This is a genomic window from Arthrobacter celericrescens, from assembly GCF_003614925.1.
Taxonomy (GTDB): Bacteria; Actinomycetota; Actinomycetes; order Actinomycetales; family Micrococcaceae; genus Arthrobacter; species Arthrobacter celericrescens.
This window is the reverse complement of sequence record NZ_QYLP01000101.1, coordinates 1-18,629: the sequence shown is the minus strand read 5'-3', so window position 1 is coordinate 18,629 and position 18,629 is coordinate 1. Positions and strand designations below refer to the sequence as shown.

Genomic DNA, 18,629 nt, shown 5'->3' with positions numbered 1-18,629 from the left:
TGACTCCTAGTATTTCGGCTTGATGAGGCGGTTGAGCCAGAGAGAACCCAGGGTGAGCATGACTACCGTGGCGGCAATCATGACGAATCCGGCGAACGTAGACGTGAACGTCTGCGCGTACAAGGGATTCATGAAGCAGAGCACCACAAACATGACCACCGGAAGCGCGACGAGGACCAACGCCGAGACCCTTCCTTCTGCGCTGAGGGCCCTCACCTGCCTGCGGATCTGGTTCCTGTCGCGAATTGTTTCGCCCACATGGTCCAGGACTTCCGCCAGATCGCCGCCGACTTCGCGATGGATTTCGATTGCCTGTGTAATCCACGTGAAGTCCTCGTTCGAGGTCCTGGCGGCGACTTCGTTCATCGACTCGCCGAGATCCCGGCCGATCCTGGTTTCGTTCACAATCCGCGTGAGTTCCTCGGACATCGGGGATTCGCTTTCCTTGGCCGCCGCGTCGACGGCACGCAGCAAGCTGTGGCCGGCTCGCATACCACCTGTCAGCATCTGGAGAGTATCCGGGACCTGTTCATCGAATCGTGACTGGCGCCGGTACGTCAGCAGCTTCAAAGTCAGGAACAGACCCAACACCGCGACAAGGCACATCAGGATAGCGAACAGCACGCCTGCGAGGAGAAAGCCAACGACGCCGGCGAGAAGCACTGTGACGCTCGAGATCAGAATGTAGTCCGATGCCTGCTTTTTCAGGCCTGCCGCATCCAGTCGGGCTTGAGAGAGCAGTCCGCCCGATCCATTATGGATCCTCGAGTCGATGGCCCCTTTTGCATTGTCGGTGAGTACCGTCAAAGCGGATTGTCGGGCCTGGATTCCAGGCTGGCGCCGTTGGAGGTCGAGGGTCCGGCTGGGCTTGAGCACCAACAGCACCACGAGCAGCAACGCCAGGTATACGCCGACCAGCCCGGCTACCAGCATGATGGACTGGCCAGCGGCGGCGTTCATCGCCGCACTCCTGGAGCAAAGGCGCCAAACACCGCCGGTGAAACCGGAATCCCGAGCTCCGAGAAGCGGTCGGTGAACCGGGGGCGTACACCCGTGGGCATCGGCTTGCCGAGGAACCGGCCGTTGGCATCAACCCCTGCCGAGTAGTCGAAAACGAAGGCATCCTGGAGGGTCACGATATCGCCTTCCATGCCTTGGACTTCAGTCAAGTGCGTGATGCGGCGGGTGCCGTCGCGCAGTCGCGTGATGTGCACGATCAGGTTCACGGCTGAAGCGACCTGCTCCCGGATTGCACGCAGCGGTAGGTCCATGCCCGCCATCAGCACCAGGGTTTCCAGGCGCGCGATGGCGTCGCGTGGCGAGTTTGCGTGGACCGTGGAAATCGATCCGTCATGGCCGGTGTTCATGGCCTGCAGCATGTCCAGGGACTCACCGCCACGGACTTCGCCGACCACGATGCGGTCGGGACGCATGCGAAGGGAGTTCCGCACCAGGTCACGGATGGTGACTTCGCCGCGGCCCTCGATGTTGGCTGGCCTGCTTTCCAAACGCACCACATGTTCCTGCTGGAGCTGGAGTTCGACCGCGTCCTCGATGGTGACGATCCTGTCGTCCGGAGGGATGAAGGAAGAGAGAACGTTCAGCAAGGTTGTCTTGCCGGTACCGGTTCCGCCGGAAACGATGATGTTCATCCGGGCCAGGACGCAAGCCCTCAGGAGCTCGGCCATTTCCGGAGTCAGGCTACCGAACTCGATGAGCTTGTTGACAGTGAGGGCCTCGCGGCCGAACTTTCGGATGGTGAGCGATGGGCCGTTAACTGCCAGGGGTGGAATGATGGCGTTGACACGGGAACCGTCGGCAAGACGGGCATCTACCAGGGGCGACGATTCGTCGATCCGGCGACCCACCCGCGAGACAATGCGTTCGATGACTTTCCGGAGGGCTTCGTCCGAGGTGAACTTCGCTTCCGTTTTGAAAAGCCGGCCGTACCGTTCGACATAGACACTGTCGTAGCGATTGACCATCACCTCGGTGATTTCGGGATCGTCGAGGAAACGCTGGATCGGTCCGTGCCCCAGGACGTCGTCGATGATCTCGGAAGTCAGCCGATGACGCTCGGCGGCTGTGAGCGGGACCTGCTCGGCATCGACAACGAGCTTCAACTCGTCGCGGACATATTGATGCAGTTCCGCCTCATCCAGGCTGGAGTCCGTCAGCCGCGAGCCCATGCGTTCGTACAGGGCCGCAGTGGCGCGCTCCTTGAGGCTGCCAAGCGCCTCGCTGGCGAGGGCAGCAGATTGGGTTCCAACTTCACGTTGCGAAACGGCTTGAGCCGCCTCGGCCGCACGGACTTCCTGGAAACGGCTGAGAGTGGGCGACTCGGTTGACGCCGCGTAGACCCCATCCTCTGTAGTAGCGGCTCCGCCGCCGGAGGGTTCGTCACCGTGAAGGCTTTCGAGCCTGCGTGAGAGGTTCACCGGACTACCGCCCTTCTGTGGAGTTGCTTGTGGGTTCGTTCGTCCCAATTGGGCTTGAAGCGTTCAACCAGGGAACGGAGTCCCTTGGTTGCGGAATCCCGCCTGTTGTCCTGCAGCAGGGGGACGCCCTTGTTAGTGGAGAATGGCAGGGTTTTTGAACGCGGAATGGCGACATCCACCGGAACGCCGATGGTCGCCTCCACATCCGGGAGCCTCAGTCCACTCTTCGGATCGGCCATGTTCAAGACGACATGGCGGTGCTGCGGTAGCAACTGCAGTTCGTCGAGAACGCCAAGGCCGGTGCGAAGACCGCGAATACTGGGGATGTCCATGCCGCAGACCCACACTGCGTCGGTGGCCTGTTCCAGGGCCGCCAAGACATGTTCGCCGAGTCCGGGGGCCGTGTCGATCACGATGTACTGGAATTCGTGCCGTAGCTGTTCCAGGAGGTTTGTGACGTGCTCGGCCTTTATACGATCCATCTCCACCGGGTTGCGGGGGGCGCAGAGGGCGTAGATGCTTGCTGGGTGGACGCTCAAGTAGGTCTTGAGCACCATCGAGTCCTGGCTCGCCGGCCCGAGAACGGCATCAGTGATTGTATGGTCCGGCTCCAGGAGCAGGCCGCTTGCGACGTCCCCGAACTGCAGGTCCAGGTCGACGATGACGACGCCCATGGGGGCAAGGCTGCCCAGACCCACGGCGAGGTTCGTGGCCACGGTGGTCTTGCCGACCCCACCCTTGGGCGACATCACGGCGATGATCCGCCCGCCGGAGGCCTGATCCGGAGACTCGGCCGCGCTCGGCGCAAGCCCGCGACGGCGGCCGGCCGCCGCAAGGCTGGCACGTTCGACCATGACGCGGATACCGTCAGCTTCAGCCGCCGGGGACAGGATGTCCCTGACACCGGCCCGCATGGCTGCGAGCACCAGTTCCGGGGTCTGCTCGGCCGCGAGGACCACGCTGATCTCAGGAAATTGCAGGTCGAGCAACGACGCGTGCTTGAGGGAGTCGGTGACGTCCAGGCCGGGGCCCAGGATGAGGACCTCCGGGGCTTCCCCAAGGAGCTGGTTGAGGATGTCCTGGGGACCTTCCGGGAGGTAGTCCGCCTGGAACCATTGCAGGCTGCCGCTCATACCGGCTGTAGCGGAGCGAACCCTGCGTTCGAAGTCAGTGTCTGGGGTGATCAGAATGAAGCGGCTCATCGTATTACCTTGCCGAGGGTCATCACACCGGAGTTGCCTTGAGTGGCATCTACCGGTTCCTTGCTCAGGTAGACGGAGCCGAACTCGACCGCGAAGACGATCTTTTCGACATCGGTTGCCGGGCGGGCAAGGGTCACCAAATACGTACCCCGCGCAGAAGACTTCTTGTTGGCGTTGAGCGAGCTGCTGTTGTCGGACTGGGACGTTTCGGTGGCGGTTTCCGAGATAGTCCCGGTGCCGTCCTGGACGGCGGTGACAAGGACCTTGTGGAGTGCCAGTTGCGTCATGTCCGGGGCTTTCGCGGAGTCTTCCGGCTTGAAAGACATGAGCACTCCCACCGTGTCGCCGGCCTGAAGATTGCCGCCGACAACCCGCTCGATGTCGAGCTTGACGGTCACTTCCTGGAGCCCGGTCGGTACTTCCACGCGGCCGCGGCCAAGGAGCGATCCCGGGTCCACCATGCGGGAAGTGAGTACTTGTTCACCGGGCAGGAATTCGATGGATGACACCTTGTTTCCCAAATCGTCGAGGCTCTTGACGCTGTCCGCCACGACGGCGGACCGCGGGACGGCTTTCTTGGCCACGCTGTCGCCGAACTTGGCGACGGCCGTTCCGGCCGGGATTTCCTTTTGCACGACATAGACCTCTTCGGTCTCGGTGTTGGCCAAGGCGCGCCTGTCAGCGCCCTGGACGTAGATGAGGAGCATCACGGTCCCGATAACGGCTACGACAAGCGCAGCGATGCCTCCCAGTAGGCGTGTTTTCACTTTTCCTTCTCCTTGTCACTGCGCGAATCGGGCGGTGCCGGCCCGCTATTTGATGAGTTTGACGACGACAGTGCCGAGATTTTCACCAGACCCGGCCCCACCGCCTTCGGCGTCTTCGAGGGTTACGTACTTGACGAATTGGCCGATGATGCAGCGGGCGTTGCCCGCTGAGCACGCAAGGTTGGAGTTGCCCAGAGCTGCAGTGGTGTTGTGGTACTCGTAGACGCTGCCGTTGCCGAACTTCCAACCGACGATGCTGAAGGTCGCATAGCCGATGATGTGGAAGATGGCCCCACTGCCCGTTCCAGACTTGGAATCGAAGACCGGGAAGGTCACCTCAACCGTTTCCCCGGAATCGAGGGCCGTGATCCAGCCCTGCAGGATCGTGGCACATTGGGCGGGTTTATCGCTGCCCGGATCGGACCCGACCACATTGCCAGTTGTGGTTACGGCGTAGCAGTCGTTGTCCGGGTCTTCCAGCCAGCCCCAACCTCCCGGTACGGTATGGCCCGAGGGATTGGTGCAGGTAGTACCTGGCTTCCAGGAGATCTTCTGGAGTTCGCCGGTGTCCACGGCCTCGCTAAGGTCCCAACACTCGTCCGAGAAGGCGAGTGGAAACGCCCCACCCCCTCCCGGGAACGTCAGGCCCGCCGTCGCCTGTGCGCCGACGGTCACCGGAGGCGCATTCAGTGCGCTGGCGAACATCTTGCTGAGGAAGCCGGCGTTGGTAGTGCCACTCAGGGTCGAGGTAACGACCGTTACTTGATTGGCGACGCTGAGGTCCACCGATTGAACGGTTGAGGCGTTGTCCCTGGCGTTTCCGTTAGCTAAGTTGGCTGCGGCCGCTTCGGCTTCGAGCTGGGTGCAGCCATCGGCTTCGGCACAGAGCTGCGCAGCCGCCATTGCTCCTGCGTCAGCCCCGTTCTGCAATTCGCCCCGTTCGACGTAGATCTGGCCTACGTCGACTGCCATGGCCCCGGCACCAACAAGTACCATTAGCAACAGTGCCACCGTTACGCCTGCGGCGCCGCGTTCCCTATTTACTGCGTTGCTTTTCTCCGCCCGGTGGCGTGGTTTTGAATTCCTGACTAGCCGCCGCATCGCATTGCTCCCACTCCGCTACTTGTGAATGATCCCGCAAAGGAAACAAGGTTTCCGGATACGTTTAGAGCGAATCCAGTGAGCGAATTCGCCGTATATTCCGCGGTTACGTTGACGGTGTTTCCGGGCTCGCAATCAACGTCATGACTGAAGGAAATTGGGCCGCTGAGGCTTGGTGCGCCCGCCGTGCCGGCTGCAGTTGCCTTGCCCCAGTCGTTCGTGATCGCGTAAGTCCGGGCCGCTTCCCTCGCGGCCTGGGTGACCGAGATCTGCACGCCCAGAGCGTGAGAGAACTCGATGATCCCGGCCACCAGGAGGAGCAGGAAGGGAACAACAAGGGCGAATTCAACGGCGACAGCGCCCCGGGATTCTTCCCTGGCGCGGTCCTTTTGGTGTTTCATGTGACCCCCAGATGGCCGTTTTTGTGTGGTACTACCCAGAAATGGACCCAGAAAATGGCGGTGCCGCGCCCGCGTTGCGCGGACGCGGCACCATGGATTGAGCCGAGGTGGCCTGCTAGTTGGCCCAGTTGCTCACTGTCGTGCCGAGGTCGTTGAACCAGAGGCTCAGCTGCTGGCCGAAGAAGGTGACGCCGATGATGATGGCGAAGGCGATGAATGCGACGAGCAGCGAGTATTCAGTCGCCGTCGCGCCCTTTTCGGAGGTGAGTCGGTCCTTGAGGCCGGCGATGTAAGAGACAACGGAGAGCATGAGAGATGACATTGGAAAATCCTTCCCAGATAAGGTGAATTTGGTTTGGACGAATTCCGGGCCGCCCCCATATCCAGCGGTTCGGATTTCGATAGCAAAAGAATTCACCCGGGGGTGGGAAGGTGGCAAGAGATGGCTGTACTCGACTTTTTCCGGGTCATCTTGACGGTTTTTGTGTGAGTACTCAGTTTCTATTCCGAGTACTACTTGGAAGCGGGCATGGCCCGTTCGTCAAGTACGCAGGCCTCTTGACCAGGAGCTACGGCAGGAGCAGTAGTACGCTGATGGCCGCAGCGAACATCGGAGGGCCGTGCGGCGTCTCTTTCGGCGTATTTCCGCGGCCCAGACGCACCATCAGCACCGTTAGCAAGCCGCCCATCACAAAGCCCAGCAGCCCCCCATAGAACACCTGTTTCCAACCTAAGTAGCCCAAGTACATGCCGAGGGGTGCGGCGAGCTTCACATCGCCCATTCCGAGGCTCCGCGGGGAAATTAATCCGAGAATCAGGTACCCGGCGAACAGCACGGCACCCCCGGCAGCTGCCCGGAGCAGTCCACCCCACTCAGATCCGAGTGCCGCGGAGGCCGCGAAGAGGGCCAAACCAGCCCCGAGGAGTCCAAGAACCAAGGGGTTTGGAAGCAAATGCAGGGCGATATCAATGCGCGAAAGTTGGACGGCCAGCACCGCCAGGGCAAGAAAAGCCGGCAATTCGGGAGAAATTCCGAAACGCCATGCAAAGAGGACGAACAAAAGTCCGGTGACGGCCGCCGTCGTAAGCCTCGTCCAAAGGGGTGGCATGCCGCCGAGCCGCGGCAGCCAGAGCTTGATCGCGAGATCCGCCAGCAGGCTCAAACCGGCGCCGGCGATCCCGGCAAGGACAAGCAGTTCAGGCGCGACGGTCACCGGCACCTCCTCGGACGGCAGCTGGGCAGTTCCCCTCATTCTGACGCCGCGCGTCCCTCAGATCCGTCATTTTGACCCTGCAAGTCTCTTGGCGCTATTGTTGATAGTCGTTGTGCGTGTCCTTTCTCGATGACACATGCCCGCTTGGGGATCCAGTTGCAGGATCACACACCCGGGAGGCATTTCGAGGCCTTGGGATGACTGGTTACATAGAGCCCTCACCTCTGTTCCGGTAGCGCATACCTAGTAGGTCCACGCTTGCGCGTGTGGCCTAAAACATGAACGCCAGAACAAGAACGAGGCAAAACCGTGCGTACGTACACCCCGAAGCCCGGCGATATCAACCGCCAGTGGCACGTCATTGACGCCACCGATGTTGTCCTTGGTCGTCTTGCCAGCCAGACCGCAACACTGCTGCGCGGAAAGCACAAGCCGACCTATGCGTCCCACATGGACATGGGCGACTTCGTCATCATCATCAACGCCGAGAAGGTCGCACTGACCGGCGCCAAGCTGGAGCAGAAGCGCGCTTACCGCCACTCCGGTTACCCGGGCGGCCTGACCTCCGTCAACTACGCGGAACTGCTTGAGTCCAACCCGGTTCGCGCCGTGGAAAAGGCCGTCAAGGGCATGCTCCCCAAGAACTCCCTCGCCGCTCAGCAGCTGAGCAAGCTCAAGGTCTACCGTGGCGCTGAGCACCCGCACGCTGCCCAGCAGCCGAAGACTTTCGAAATCACCCAGGTCGCCCAGTAGTCCTGGCCACCAAACAACTTTTTATACAAGGAGAATCGTGGCTCAGAACGAAGAACTGACCAACGAAGCCGTTGAGGCTGAGGAACTGACCAGCTACACCTCTGAAAGCGCACCGGCTGACGCTGCGCCGAAGAAGGAGCGCCCCGCGCTGACCGTTTCCGGTGCAGCTGTTGGCCGCCGCAAGGAAGCCGTTGCACGCGTTCGCGTTGTGCCGGGCTCCGGCAAGTGGACCATCAACGGCCGCGAGCTGGCCAACTACTTCCCGAACAAGCTGCACCAGCAGGAAGTCAACGAACCCTTCAAGATCCTCGAACTTGAAGGCGCCTACGACGTCATCGCCCGCATCCACGGTGGTGGCCCCTCCGGCCAGGCTGGTGCCCTGCGCCTCGGTGTTGCCCGTTCGCTGAACGAGATCGACGTAGAGAATAACCGCCCGACCCTCAAGAAGGCCGGCTTCCTGACTCGTGACGCCCGCGTCATCGAGCGTAAGAAGGCCGGTCTCAAGAAGGCACGTCGCGCCCCGCAGTACTCCAAGCGCTAAATTTGCGCCTACCCAAAGGCCCGGTCGCTTGGCGACCGGGCCTTTGGGCTCCCTCGGCGCAATTTACCGCTTGGCTCCACAAGCGTTAATTCGCTTGTCCGGCCTTGGCCGGAGCCTGGAAGCCCGTTCCGCCTTTTCGGCGGGGCGGGCTTCCGTCGTTAACGCCTATGACGGCCCCAGGGACCCCTGAGCGGGTCGGGTCCGGTGGAGGCCTGCCCTTCCACTAGACTGGGCAGCGATGTCTAGATTATTTGGAACAGACGGCGTGCGCGGTCTCGCGAACGGAACCCTCACCGCCGAGCTGGCTCTGCAGCTCGCCCAGGCCGCCGCCGTCGTACTTGGCCATGACCGCACCCCCGACGGAAAGCGGCCGCGCGCCGTCGTCGCCCGTGACCCGCGGGCGAGCGGCGAGTTCATCGCAGCGTCCGTCGAAGCTGGCCTCGCCAGCTCCGGAATCGACGTGTTCGACGCCGGCGTGCTGCCCACCCCGGCGGCCGCCTACCTGGTGGCGGACCTCGACGCCGATTTCGGCGTCATGATCTCCGCTTCCCACAACCCCGCTCCGGACAACGGGATCAAGTTCTTCGCCCGCGGCGGGCAGAAGCTGCCCGACGACGTCGAGAACGCCATCGAGGCACAGCTCGGCAAGGAGCCCTCCCGCCCGCTGGGCGGCGACGTCGGACGCATCCAGCGCTTCTCCGACGCCGAGGACCGTTACATCGTCCACCTGCTCACCACCCTGCCGCACCGCCTCGACGGCCTCCGCGTGGTCCTCGACTGCGCCCACGGCGCCGCGAGCGGCTGCTCCCCGCAGGTCTTCAAGGACGCAGGCGCCGACGTCATTGTCATCGGCGCCGAGCCGGACGGCCTGAACATCAATGACGGCGTCGGCTCCACGCACCTGGGCCCGCTGAAGGAAGCCGTGCTGAAGTACGGTGCCGACCTCGGCGTTGCCCACGACGGCGACGCCGACCGCTGCCTGGCCGTGGACCACGAAGGCACCGAGGTGGACGGCGACCAGATCATGGCCATCCTCGCCCTGGCCCTCAAGGAATCCGGGAAGCTCAAGGACGACGTCCTCGTGGCAACCGTGATGAGCAACCTCGGCCTCAAGATCGCCCTCCGCAAGGCCGGAATCTCGATCCGCGAAACCGCCGTCGGCGACCGCTACGTGCTCGAGGAAATGCGCGCGGGCAGCTACAGCTTGGGCGGCGAGCAGTCCGGCCACGTGATCTTCTCGGACTACGCCACTACCGGCGACGGCGTGCTCACCGGGCTCCAGCTGGCAGCCCAGGTGGCGCGCACGGGGCGGTCCCTGAAGGACCTGGCCACGAGCATGACCAAGCTCCCGCAGCTGATGATCAACGTGAAGGGCGTGGACAAGACCCGCGCCGCTACGGATGAGGGAGTGGCTGCTGCCGTCGCCGCGGCGGAACTGGAACTCGGCGAAACGGGCCGCGTCCTGCTGCGCCCCTCCGGAACGGAAGCGCTGGTCCGCGTCATGGTGGAAGCCGCCGACATGGAAACGGCCAAACGGATCTGCACCGAACTCGCCGGCGTCGTGGAAGACCGCCTCGGAATTCCGCGCGAACTACCGGTCTGAGCTTAAGGCAATTACGGCTGTGGCCCGACTCCCAAGGAGGCGGGCCACAGCCGTTTCTTGTTGCTTTCCGGAGTCGGAGTGGCTAGTTGCGGGCAGCCAGGCTGTCCCGGATTTCGGTGAGCAGTGCGATCTGCGGATCGACTTCCGCTTCCGGTTCCTTGATGCCGAGTTTTGCGTTGCGGCGCTCGATCAGGTGGTTCATGGGTACGACCACCACGAAGTAGATTGCGCCCGCAACGAGCACGAAATTGATGATGGCTGCAAGGACACTGCCGTAGGCAAAGCCTTCCCAGGTCATGCCGGCAAGGTCCTTGGCGTTGAAAATACGGGCAATCAGTGGGGTCAGGAGACCCTTGACGATCGAATCGACCACCGCGTTGAAGGCGGTACCGATGACGACAGCCACGGCAAGGTCAATGACGTTGCCCTGCATGAGAAACTTCTTGAATCCGCTCAACATGGCTCCAAAATAGCGCAGGAGCCGCGAAGGATCCGGGAACTCAGCGGTACCCGGGCGCCGCTTCCAGCCCGAAGTACTCCTCAACGGTGGTGATGCCGCGCTTGGCCATGTCCCCGGCCGCCTCGGGCCCGAGGTACCGCAGGTGCCAGGGTTCGTAGTAGTAGCCGGTGGTCCCGTGGAGCATCCACGGGTAGCGGACCACGAAGCCGTATTTGTGCGCGTTGGCCTTCACCCAGACGGCTGCCGGCTGCTCGGCGAAACAGGGCTGGAAGCTGCAGGCCCCGCCGCCGTCGCCGATGTCGAAGGCCCACCCCGTCTGGTGTTCCGAGAACCCCGGGCGCGCCGAGGCTGTGTCCGCCGATGCCCGCCCGCGGGTGTTGACGTAGCCGTTGTACGTGGCCGTCTGGGTCTGGAAGGAACGGTAGCCGGACGCCAGCGTCAGGGTGACGCCTTCCGCTGCGGCCGCCGCGAAGAGCTTCCCGGCCGCGGCCGCCGTCGTGCTGTTGAGCAGTGCCGATTCGCCGCTGGTGGCGAGCTGAACGGCAGGCTGCACCAGATCCGGCGGCGCGAACTGCAGCGGCGTGAGCGGGCGGTGCTTGTTGACCACCACCCAGGGGCTGCGCGGATCAGTGAGCGAATGCTGTTTCGCGAGGGACGCCGACGGCGGCAGCGCGCCTTTGGCAGGTGAAGGAGCCGGCTGCCTGGCCGCGGCGGTCGGGCTGCTTGATACGGTCGGGCTGCTTGATACAGTCGGGCTGCCCGTCATGGAAGCGCTGCCCGTTGCGGCACCGGTCACCTTGGGATCGTCCGGGGTGCAGGCGGTGAGCGCCGCCAACCCCAAACCCGCGGCGAGCAGCGCCGTGACCGTCCTGCGGTCCGGCCCGCTGTTGTGGCACATGCGTGCTAGACCTTTCGCAGGAGCATCCTGCGGATGGTGTGGTCGGCCTCCTTGGTGAGCACCAGTTGGGCGCGGCCGCGGGTGGGCAGGACGTTCTCTTCGAGGTTCGGTTCGTTGATGCGCTTCCAGATGCCGCGGGCTGTCGCTTCGGCCTCGGCATCGGACAGCGTGGCGTAGCGGTGGAAGTACGATTCCGGCTGCGCGAAGGCCGTGCCGCGGAGCTTCCTGAACCGGTCCACGTACCATTCCTCGATGTAAGAGGTCTTGGCATCCACGTAGATGGAGAAGTCGAAGAAGTCGCTCAGGGCAAGGCCTTGGCGCCCGTCGTGGCGGGGACGGGCCGGGGCCAGGACGTTCAGGCCTTCGACGATGAGGACGTCCGGGCGGCGGACCACCACTTCCTTGTCCGGCACGATGTCGTAGGTGACGTGCGAGTACCAGGGAGCGCGGACTTCCTCGGCGCCGCCCTTGATCTCGCTGACGAAACGCAGGAGCGCGCGGCGGTCGTAGGATTCCGGGAAGCCCTTGCGTTCGAGCAGGTGCCTGCGCTTCAGTTCCGCGAGGGGATAGAGGAAGCCGTCGGTGGTGATGAGCTCGACGTTCGGGGTGCCCGGCCAGCGGCGCAGCATCTCGCGCAGCACGCGGGCGATGGTGGACTTCCCGACGGCGACCGAACCCGCCACGCCGATCACGAAGGGCGTGCGCTGGGTCTGTTCGCCCAGGAAGGTGGTGGTGGCTGCGTGCAGCTGGTGGGACGCCTCCACATAGAGGTGCAGGAGCCGCGACAAGGGCAGGTAGACCTCGCGCACTTCGTTCATGTCGAGGGGGTCGCCAAGGCCCCGCAGCCGGATGATGTCCTCTTCGTTGAGAGGCTGCTCCATCTGCGCGGCCAGTCGGGACCAGGTCTGCCTGTCCAGCTCCACGAACGGCGATGAGGTGTCGCCGTTCGCCTCGTTGCGTTGCAATGTCACCTAAGTGATTCTGCCCTTCCCTGACCCCAACGCGAAATGCGGCTAGCGCGAGGCCGGTCAGGAACGGGGGATTGAACAGCGGATGAACGGGTAGCCCGCAAGCAGCACGGAGCGGGCTACCCGGCCGTGTTTGGCTACCCGGCGTCGTGGTCGGTTTCGAGGACCTGGACGAGGTAATCGAGGGCCTGGTCCGCGCCCTCGCCTTCGGCCCGGAGCACCACCACATCGCCCTGGGCGGCACCGAGTGTCATGAGCGACAGGATGCTGGCGGCGTCGAGGGCGTCATCGGCGGGATCGCCCTGCATGGCGATGGTGACGTCCACGGGCTGCTCGCCCGCGGCCTCGGCGAACAATGCGGCGGGGCGGGCGTGCAGGCCGGAGCGGCTGGCGATGGTGGCTGTGCGTTCGGGCATGGGTATCTCCTTGGGGTAGCTGGTCGAAAGGATCTAGAGGCCGAGCTCTTCGAGCACGGGAAGCTTGGCGCGGACCCACTCGCGGGCCTCGGTGGCGCCGGGCGCCGAGAGGGCCAGCCGGGCCAGTTCCTGTGCCTGCTCCAGGGTGACCGTCTTCAGGACGGTCCCGACGGCGGCGAGCGAGCGGGCGGTCATGGACAGCGTGGAGACGCCAAGGCCGGCGAGGACGACGGCGAGGGCCGGGTCCGCGGCCGCCTCGCCGCAGACGCCGATCGGCTTGTTGTTGCCCTCCAGGGCGGAGCCTTCCACGGTGAGCTGGACCAGCCGGAGCACGGCGGGCTGCCAGGGCGTGTTGAGTTCGGCGAGGGGGCCGAGCTGGCGGTCCGCGGCCATGGCGTACTGGGTGAGGTCGTTGGTGCCGAGCGAGGCGAAGCCGACTTCGCGCAGCACCGAGGCTGCGGTCAGCGCCGCGGAGGGGACCTCCACCATGACGCCGGGGGTCTTCAGTCCCGCTGCCGCGCACAGGGAAGCGAAACGTGCGGCTTCGGCGGCCGTGGAAATCATGGGCGCCATGACCCATACGTCGGCCTCGGATTCGGATGCGGCCCGGGCAATCGCAGAGAGCTGGCGTTCCAGGACTCCCGGAGTGGTGAAGTCAGTGCGGTAGCCGCGGACGCCGAGGGCCGGGTTGGGTTCGGTAGCGTCCGTGAGGAACGGCAGGGGCTTGTCCGCGCCTGCGTCGAGGGTGCGCAGGACCACCTTCTTGCCGGGGAAGGCGTCGAACACGGCCTTGTACGCGGCGGCCTGCTCGTCCACGGACGGCTCGGTGTCGCGTTCCAGGAAGCAGAATTCGGTGCGGAACAGGCCGACGCCCTGGGCGCCGAGCCCGGCGGCGGCCACGGCGTCCTTGGCTCCGCCCACGTTGGCGAGGAGCGGCACCAGGTGGCCGTCCGCCGTCGTGCCGTTTCCATCGAAGCCGGCCAGCGTTGCCGAAGTTTCAGCCCATGCGGCGGCTGCCGCGCGCTGTTCCTCGGAGGGGGCGACCGCAACGAAGCCGGCCGCGCCGTCCACGTACACTTCGGAGCCGTCCGCCACTTCGTCCACACCGTGGGCGGCAACCACGGCGGGCAGCCCGAGGGAGCGGGCGATGATGGCGGTGTGCGACTGCGGCCCGCCACCGGAGGTCACCAGCGCCAGGACCTTGGCTGGGTCCAACGTGGCGGTGTCGGCCGGGGCGAGGTCCTCGGCCACCAGGATGAAAGGCGTCTCCGATGAGGGGATGCCGGGCGCGGGGACGCCGCGGAGTTCGGCGACGATGCGCGAGCGGACATCCAGGACGTCGGTGGCGCGTTCGGCCATGTACCCGCCGAGGTTGTGCAGCATCTCGGCCACGGACGCCGCGGCTTCCCAGATGGCGCGTTCCGCCGAAGTGCCAGCGTTGATGAGCTTGGCGGCCTGCTTCAGCAGCATCGTGTCCTTGGCCATGAGCGCGGTGGCTTCCAGCACGGCTTTTCCGTCGCCGGTGGCGATGTCCGCGCGGGCCTTGAGGCCGTCATGCACGGACTGCGCCGCGGTCTTCAGGCCCGCGACGGCGGCCTCCGCGGTGATGGCCGCGTCCAGGCGCTCGCCCGACGGCGGTTCGGTCACCGCCTTCGGCATCCGGCGGACGGGGCCGACGATGCGGCCCGGGCTGACTCCTACCCCTTGGAAATTCTGCACTGAATCCTCTGCTTCTCTTCGTTACACGGGATCCGGCGGCGACGGCACCGCGGATCTGCGAAAAATTGCTTGTGAGCCACTTCATATAGCAGCGCTATAGATGCTAGGGTAGCGGCTATGAGTTTCGATGACCAGCTTCCGCCCAAAGTCCGGCTGCTCCGCGCGGCTGCCGAATTGCTGGCGAATTCAGAAGGGTCAGCGATCTCTACCCGCCAGATCACCAAGCTGGCGGGGGTCACGGCACCCACGCTCTACCACCACTTCGGTGACAAGGAAGGCCTGTTCGACGCCGTCGTTTCGGCCGGCTTTGAGGAGTACGTGGCGGGTGAGCGTGACTTCGCACCATCAGGGGAACCCCTGGAGGACATCCGGCGCATGTGGGACAACCACGTGGCGTTCGGACTAGCCCAGCCCCACCTGTACCTGGTGATGTTCGGCAACATCAGGCCGGAAAGCCGCCCGGCGGTCGTCGCAGACGCCGAGGCGCTCCTGGAGGAAATGCTGAACAAGGCCGCGATCGCCGGCCAGCTCAACGTGCCGCCCCGCGAAGCGGCACGAAGCATTCTCGCGGCCAACGTGGGTGTCACGCTCATGCTCATCTCCGAACCGGTGGAAGACCGGAACCTCGAGCTCTCAACGATGACCCGGGATTCCATGATCTTCGCCGTCTCCACGGAAACCGCCCGTGGCGCCGCAGCGGAGGACTCCGGTAAGTCCTCCGTGGTTGTTGCGGCAATCGCCCTGAATGCGGCACTGCAGGCCTCGCATTCGGATCAACTGTCCAGCTCTGAACTGAAGCTCTTCCTTGAGTGGCTTCACCGTATTTCCAGCAGCTCCTGAAGCTGCCCTCGATCTAACAATCGACTAGCCCGCGCCGTAGCGGGATACCGTTAGGAATTCACATGGCAACAGAGACCGTTGCAAAGCCCCGGACCAGCCTGCGCGTTCGCGTCCAAAAATTCGGAACATTCCTGTCCGGCATGATCATGCCCAACATCGGGGCGTTTATTGCCTGGGGCATCATCACCGCCCTGTTCATCGAAAAGGGCTGGATCCCCGTGCCCGCGCTCGGTGGCTTCGGCACCAACGCCGAAGGAGTTCCCAACGTGGGCCTGGTTGGCCCGATGATCACGTACCTCCTCCCGCTGCTCATCGGGTACACGGGCGGCAAGATCGTCTATGACGTCCGCGGCGGCGTCGTGGGCGCCATCGCCACCATGGGCGTCATCGTCGGCGCCGGCATCCCGATGTTCATCGGCGCCATGATCATGGGCCCGCTGGGTGGCTGGACCATCAAGAAACTCGACTCCCTGTGGGAGGGCAAGATCCGCCCCGGCTTCGAGATGTTGGTGAACAACTTCTCCGCCGGCATCTGGGGCGCATTGCTGGCCCTGCTCGGCTTCTATGGCATCTCGCCGGCAGTCGCCTGGTTCAGCCAGAGTGCCGGAAACGTGGTCCAGTTCCTGGTCAGCAACAACGTGCTGCCGCTGACCAGCATCTTCATCGAACCGGCCAAGGTCCTCTTCCTGAACAACGCCATCAACCACGGCGTGCTCACCCCGCTGGGCATCCAGCAGTCCCTGGAGCAGGGAAAGTCCATCCTGTTCCTGCTTGAGGCAAACCCCGGCCCGGGCCTGGGCCTCCTGCTGGCCTACATGTTCTTCGGGCGCGGCGCAGCCAAAGCGTCGGCTCCGGGCGCCGCGATCATCCACTTCCTCGGCGGTATCCACGAGATCTACTTCCCTTACGTGCTGATGAAGCCCATCCTGATCCTCGCCACTATCGGCGGCGGCATGACCGGCATCGCCACCCTGGCCATCACCAACTCCGGCCTGGTGGCACCGTCCGCCCCGGGATCGATCTTCGCGGTCCTTTTCCAGACCTCCCGTGACAGCTACGTCGGCGTGATCCTCGCCGTGGTGCTCGCCGCCACGGTTTCCTTCCTGATCGCCTCCCTGATCCTCCGCACCTCGAAGGACAAGGGCGAAGACGACCTGGCCGCGGCCACGTCCCGCATGGAAGCGATGAAGGGCAAGAAGAGCTCCGTGTCCTCGGCACTGGTTGGCGGCCGAAGCGACGTCGCCGTCCTGACCCGCCCGGTCCAGAACATCGTGTTCGCCTGCGACGCCGGCATGGGCTCCAGCGCCATGGGAGCCACGGTCCTGCGCAACAAGATCAAGGCGGCAGGCTTCCCCGACGTCAAGGTCACCAACTCGGCAATCGCCAACCTGACTGACACCTACGATGTGGTGGTCACGCACCAGGACCTCACGGAGCGTGCCCAGCCGAAGACCTCCAGCGCCGTGCACTATTCCGTGGACAACTTCATGGGCAGCCCCAAGTACGACGAAATCGTGGAGCTCGTGAAGACCAGCAACACCGAAGGTCCTGCTGCTGCCCACCCGGACAGTGCGGTCGAAGCAGAAGCAGCCCCGGCACAGGGCGCGCATGTCGCGGAGCCGGGTGCCGCCGTCGGGACCAAGGGCGTGCTGCTTCCCGAAAGCGTGGTCCTGGACGGCACCGCCCGGGACCGCGACGCCGCGATCGACGAGGCCGGCAAGCTGCTGCTGGACCGCGGCGCCGTGGACACCACATATGTCCAGGCGATGCACGAACGCGAGGAATCCGTGTCCACCTACATGGGCAGCTTCCTGGCGATCCCGCACGGAACCAACGACGCCAAGGAGCACATCAAGCACTCGGCGGTGTCAATCGTCCGCTACCCCGAGGGCATCGACTGGGGCGGCAAGCAAGTGAAGTTCGTGGTCGGCGTGGCCGGCCTCAACAATGAACACCTCCACATCCTCGCCTCCATCGCCAAGATCTTCACCAACAAGGCACAGGTGGCCCAGTTGGAGGAAGCCAGCACGGTTGAGGAAATCCTGGAGCTGTTCGGAAAGGTCAACGCATAGTGAAGGCAGTCCATTTCGGGGCAGGCAACATCGGGCGCGGATTCGTGGGGCTGCTGCTGCACGAGGCCGGTTATGAGGTGGTGTTCGCGGATGTTGCGGACGCGCTGATCAGCCAGCTGGCATCCGCGGACAGCTACGAGGTGCACGAGGTCGGGGAGAACCCGGCGGCGAAGACCGTCGACGGGTTCCGGGCACTGAACTCGGGCACCCAGGAAGCCGCCGTCGTCGAGGAAATCTCGACGGCGGACGTGGTCACCACGGCGGTCGGCCCGCACATCCTGAAGTTTGTGGCACCGGTGATCGCACGGGGGCTTGCCGCCCGGAACGCCTCGCTGCCGGCGTTGCAGGTGATGGCGTGCGAGAACGCCATCAACGCCACGGACCTCCTCCGCGAGGAGGTCCGTGCGGCCTGGGACGACTCCGCGGGCGGGCTGGACGCCGTCGCGGTTTTCGCGAACACGGCGGTAGACCGCATCGTCCCCAACCAGGCGCCGGGCCAGGGCCTGGACGTCACGGTGGAGACCTTCCACGAGTGGGTCATCGACCGCACGCCGTTTGGCGCAAACGCCCCGGTGATCCCGGGGGCGACATTCGTGGACGAGCTGGGACCGTACATCGAGCGCAAGCTGTTCACGGTGAACACCGGACACGCCTCGGCGGCCTACTTCGGTTACCAGGCAGGGCTGGAGAAGATCTCGGACGCCATGGCCGATCCGGCCGTGGCGGCGAAGGTCCGCGCCGTGCTCGACGAAACCAAGGAACTGCTGGTCGCCAAGCACGGTTTCGCCGAGGCCGAGCAGGAAGCATACGTACAGAAGATCCTGTCCCGCTTCACCAACCCGCACTTGCCGGACACGGTGGTGCGTGTAGGCCGTGCACCCATGCGGAAGCTCAGCCGGCACGAGCGATTCGTCGGACCCGCCGCGGAGCTCGCCGAGCGCGGGACGACGCCGGTGGCCCTGCTGGACGCCATGTCCGCCGCCCTTCGTTTCGACGACGGCTCGGACGACGAAGCAAGGGAACTGGCTGAGACCTTGGCCACGCTGGACGCCGCCGAAGCCACCCGGAAGATCACCGGCATCGGCACCGAACACCCGCTGTTCGGCGAGCTGCTTCGCCTTGTCAGCGAACGCAAGGCAGAGCTCTAGGTGTACTCGGCCATGACGTTGGTGACAGAAGTCTTGAAGTGAGGAGGACCTCCGGGGCTTAGTGGAGGTATCTGACATCTTCACGGCC

19 protein-coding genes are annotated in these 18,629 nt (G+C 64.4%); 6 read left to right on the top strand and 13 right to left on the bottom strand.

The annotated features are described in order from the left end of the window. Positions 1 to 6 precede the first annotated feature (6 nt). From D3654_RS19545 to D3654_RS19510, 8 genes are all read right to left on the bottom strand, one after another. Complete coding sequence (locus D3654_RS19545; RefSeq protein WP_245413342.1) at positions 7 to 960, bottom strand: type II secretion system F family protein; 954 nt, start codon at positions 958 to 960, stop codon at positions 7 to 9. Further along, a complete protein-coding gene (locus D3654_RS19540) occupies positions 957 to 2,438 on the bottom strand; it encodes a TadA family conjugal transfer-associated ATPase (RefSeq protein WP_120523125.1) in 1,482 nt (493 codons plus the stop codon). Before D3654_RS19540 ends, D3654_RS19545 begins: the two co-directional genes overlap by 4 nt. Next, on the bottom strand, positions 2,435 to 3,640 hold the full coding sequence (locus tag D3654_RS19535) for a CpaE/TadZ family protein (protein WP_120523124.1): 1,206 nt from the start codon (positions 3,638 to 3,640) through the stop codon (positions 2,435 to 2,437). The genes D3654_RS19540 and D3654_RS19535 overlap by 4 nt, the downstream gene beginning before the upstream one ends. Further along, complete coding sequence (gene cpaB, locus D3654_RS19530; protein WP_245413341.1) at positions 3,637 to 4,407, bottom strand: Flp pilus assembly protein CpaB; 771 nt, start codon at positions 4,405 to 4,407, stop codon at positions 3,637 to 3,639. The genes D3654_RS19535 and cpaB overlap by 4 nt, the downstream gene beginning before the upstream one ends. 45 nt (positions 4,408 to 4,452) lie before the next feature. Beyond that, the gene (locus D3654_RS19525; protein ID WP_120523123.1) at positions 4,453 to 5,508 is read right to left on the bottom strand and encodes a TadE/TadG family type IV pilus assembly protein; all 1,056 of its coding nucleotides are present in this window, start codon (positions 5,506 to 5,508) and stop codon (positions 4,453 to 4,455) included. Continuing rightward, positions 5,496 to 5,909 carry a TadE family protein gene (locus D3654_RS19520; protein WP_120523122.1) on the bottom strand — a complete coding sequence of 138 codons (414 nt, stop codon included), beginning with the start codon at positions 5,907 to 5,909 and terminating at the stop codon, positions 5,496 to 5,498. The genes D3654_RS19525 and D3654_RS19520 overlap by 13 nt, the downstream gene beginning before the upstream one ends. A gap of 115 nt (positions 5,910 to 6,024) precedes the next feature. Then, positions 6,025 to 6,231 carry a Flp family type IVb pilin gene (locus D3654_RS19515; RefSeq protein ID WP_120523121.1) on the bottom strand — a complete coding sequence of 69 codons (207 nt, stop codon included), beginning with the start codon at positions 6,229 to 6,231 and terminating at the stop codon, positions 6,025 to 6,027. Between the two features lie 247 nt (positions 6,232 to 6,478). Continuing rightward, a complete protein-coding gene (locus D3654_RS19510; RefSeq protein WP_245413339.1) occupies positions 6,479 to 7,123 on the bottom strand; it encodes a prepilin peptidase in 645 nt (214 codons plus the stop codon). A 309-nt stretch (positions 7,124 to 7,432) separates the two neighbouring features. Between D3654_RS19510 and rplM the strand changes: the two genes are divergently transcribed. The 3 genes from rplM to glmM all read left to right on the top strand — a co-directional run bounded on the left by rplM (position 7,433) and on the right by glmM (position 10,020). Continuing rightward, positions 7,433 to 7,876, top strand: a complete 444-nt coding sequence (gene rplM / locus D3654_RS19505) for a 50S ribosomal protein L13 (protein WP_070347935.1) — start codon at positions 7,433 to 7,435, stop codon at positions 7,874 to 7,876. A gap of 37 nt (positions 7,877 to 7,913) precedes the next feature. Continuing rightward, a complete protein-coding gene (gene rpsI / locus D3654_RS19500; protein WP_070347934.1) occupies positions 7,914 to 8,417 on the top strand; it encodes a 30S ribosomal protein S9 in 504 nt (167 codons plus the stop codon). 238 nt (positions 8,418 to 8,655) lie between these two features. Next, positions 8,656 to 10,020, top strand: coding sequence for a phosphoglucosamine mutase (glmM, locus tag D3654_RS19495; RefSeq protein WP_120523119.1), 1,365 nt, complete (start codon positions 8,656 to 8,658; stop codon positions 10,018 to 10,020). 82 nt (positions 10,021 to 10,102) lie between these two features. Here glmM and mscL read toward each other — a convergent pair whose 3' ends face one another. The 5 genes from mscL to ptsP all read right to left on the bottom strand — a co-directional run bounded on the left by mscL (position 10,103) and on the right by ptsP (position 14,481). Then, positions 10,103 to 10,480, bottom strand: coding sequence for a large conductance mechanosensitive channel protein MscL (gene mscL, locus D3654_RS19490; RefSeq protein WP_120523118.1), 378 nt, complete (start codon positions 10,478 to 10,480; stop codon positions 10,103 to 10,105). Between the two features lie 40 nt (positions 10,481 to 10,520). Then, complete coding sequence (locus D3654_RS19485) at positions 10,521 to 11,378, bottom strand: M15 family metallopeptidase (protein WP_120523117.1); 858 nt, start codon at positions 11,376 to 11,378, stop codon at positions 10,521 to 10,523. Positions 11,379 to 11,383: 5 nt separating this feature from the next. Beyond that, positions 11,384 to 12,349 carry a type I pantothenate kinase gene (gene coaA / locus D3654_RS19480; RefSeq protein ID WP_074587740.1) on the bottom strand — a complete coding sequence of 322 codons (966 nt, stop codon included), beginning with the start codon at positions 12,347 to 12,349 and terminating at the stop codon, positions 11,384 to 11,386. 134 nt (positions 12,350 to 12,483) lie between these two features. Then, positions 12,484 to 12,762, bottom strand: a complete 279-nt coding sequence (locus D3654_RS19475; protein WP_120523116.1) for an HPr family phosphocarrier protein — start codon at positions 12,760 to 12,762, stop codon at positions 12,484 to 12,486. A 33-nt stretch (positions 12,763 to 12,795) separates the two neighbouring features. Continuing rightward, complete coding sequence (gene ptsP, locus D3654_RS19470; RefSeq protein ID WP_120523115.1) at positions 12,796 to 14,481, bottom strand: phosphoenolpyruvate--protein phosphotransferase; 1,686 nt, start codon at positions 14,479 to 14,481, stop codon at positions 12,796 to 12,798. A gap of 117 nt (positions 14,482 to 14,598) precedes the next feature. On the opposite strand from ptsP, the gene D3654_RS19465 reads away from it, so the two are divergent. The 3 genes from D3654_RS19465 (at position 14,599) to D3654_RS19455 (ending at position 18,541) form a co-directional block, all read left to right on the top strand. Continuing rightward, positions 14,599 to 15,321, top strand: a complete 723-nt coding sequence (locus tag D3654_RS19465) for a TetR/AcrR family transcriptional regulator (protein WP_120523114.1) — start codon at positions 14,599 to 14,601, stop codon at positions 15,319 to 15,321. Between the two features lie 62 nt (positions 15,322 to 15,383). Beyond that, complete coding sequence (locus D3654_RS19460) at positions 15,384 to 17,393, top strand: PTS mannitol transporter subunit IICBA (protein ID WP_120523113.1); 2,010 nt, start codon at positions 15,384 to 15,386, stop codon at positions 17,391 to 17,393. Beyond that, the gene (locus D3654_RS19455; protein ID WP_120523112.1) at positions 17,393 to 18,541 is read left to right on the top strand and encodes a mannitol-1-phosphate 5-dehydrogenase; all 1,149 of its coding nucleotides are present in this window, start codon (positions 17,393 to 17,395) and stop codon (positions 18,539 to 18,541) included. The genes D3654_RS19460 and D3654_RS19455 overlap by 1 nt, the downstream gene beginning before the upstream one ends. Positions 18,542 to 18,629: the final 88 nt, after the last annotated feature.

Coding starts and splice junctions, on each gene's coding strand:
- D3654_RS19545 (WP_245413342.1), bottom strand. CDS start 960: ATGAACGCCGCCGCTGGCCAGTCCATCATGCTGGTAGCCGGGCTGGTC.
- D3654_RS19535 (WP_120523124.1), bottom strand. CDS start 3,640: ATGAGCCGCTTCATTCTGATCACCCCAGACACTGACTTCGAACGCAGG.
- D3654_RS19525 (WP_120523123.1), bottom strand. CDS start 5,508: ATGCGGCGGCTAGTCAGGAATTCAAAACCACGCCACCGGGCGGAGAAA.
- D3654_RS19520 (WP_120523122.1), bottom strand. CDS start 5,909: ATGAAACACCAAAAGGACCGCGCCAGGGAAGAATCCCGGGGCGCTGTC.
- D3654_RS19515 (WP_120523121.1), bottom strand. CDS start 6,231: ATGTCATCTCTCATGCTCTCCGTTGTCTCTTACATCGCCGGCCTCAAG.
- glmM (WP_120523119.1), top strand. CDS start 8,656: ATGTCTAGATTATTTGGAACAGACGGCGTGCGCGGTCTCGCGAACGGA.
- mscL (WP_120523118.1), bottom strand. CDS start 10,480: ATGTTGAGCGGATTCAAGAAGTTTCTCATGCAGGGCAACGTCATTGAC.
- D3654_RS19485 (WP_120523117.1), bottom strand. CDS start 11,378: ATGTGCCACAACAGCGGGCCGGACCGCAGGACGGTCACGGCGCTGCTC.
- D3654_RS19475 (WP_120523116.1), bottom strand. CDS start 12,762: ATGCCCGAACGCACAGCCACCATCGCCAGCCGCTCCGGCCTGCACGCC.
- D3654_RS19465 (WP_120523114.1), top strand. CDS start 14,599: ATGAGTTTCGATGACCAGCTTCCGCCCAAAGTCCGGCTGCTCCGCGCG.
- D3654_RS19460 (WP_120523113.1), top strand. CDS start 15,384: ATGGCAACAGAGACCGTTGCAAAGCCCCGGACCAGCCTGCGCGTTCGC.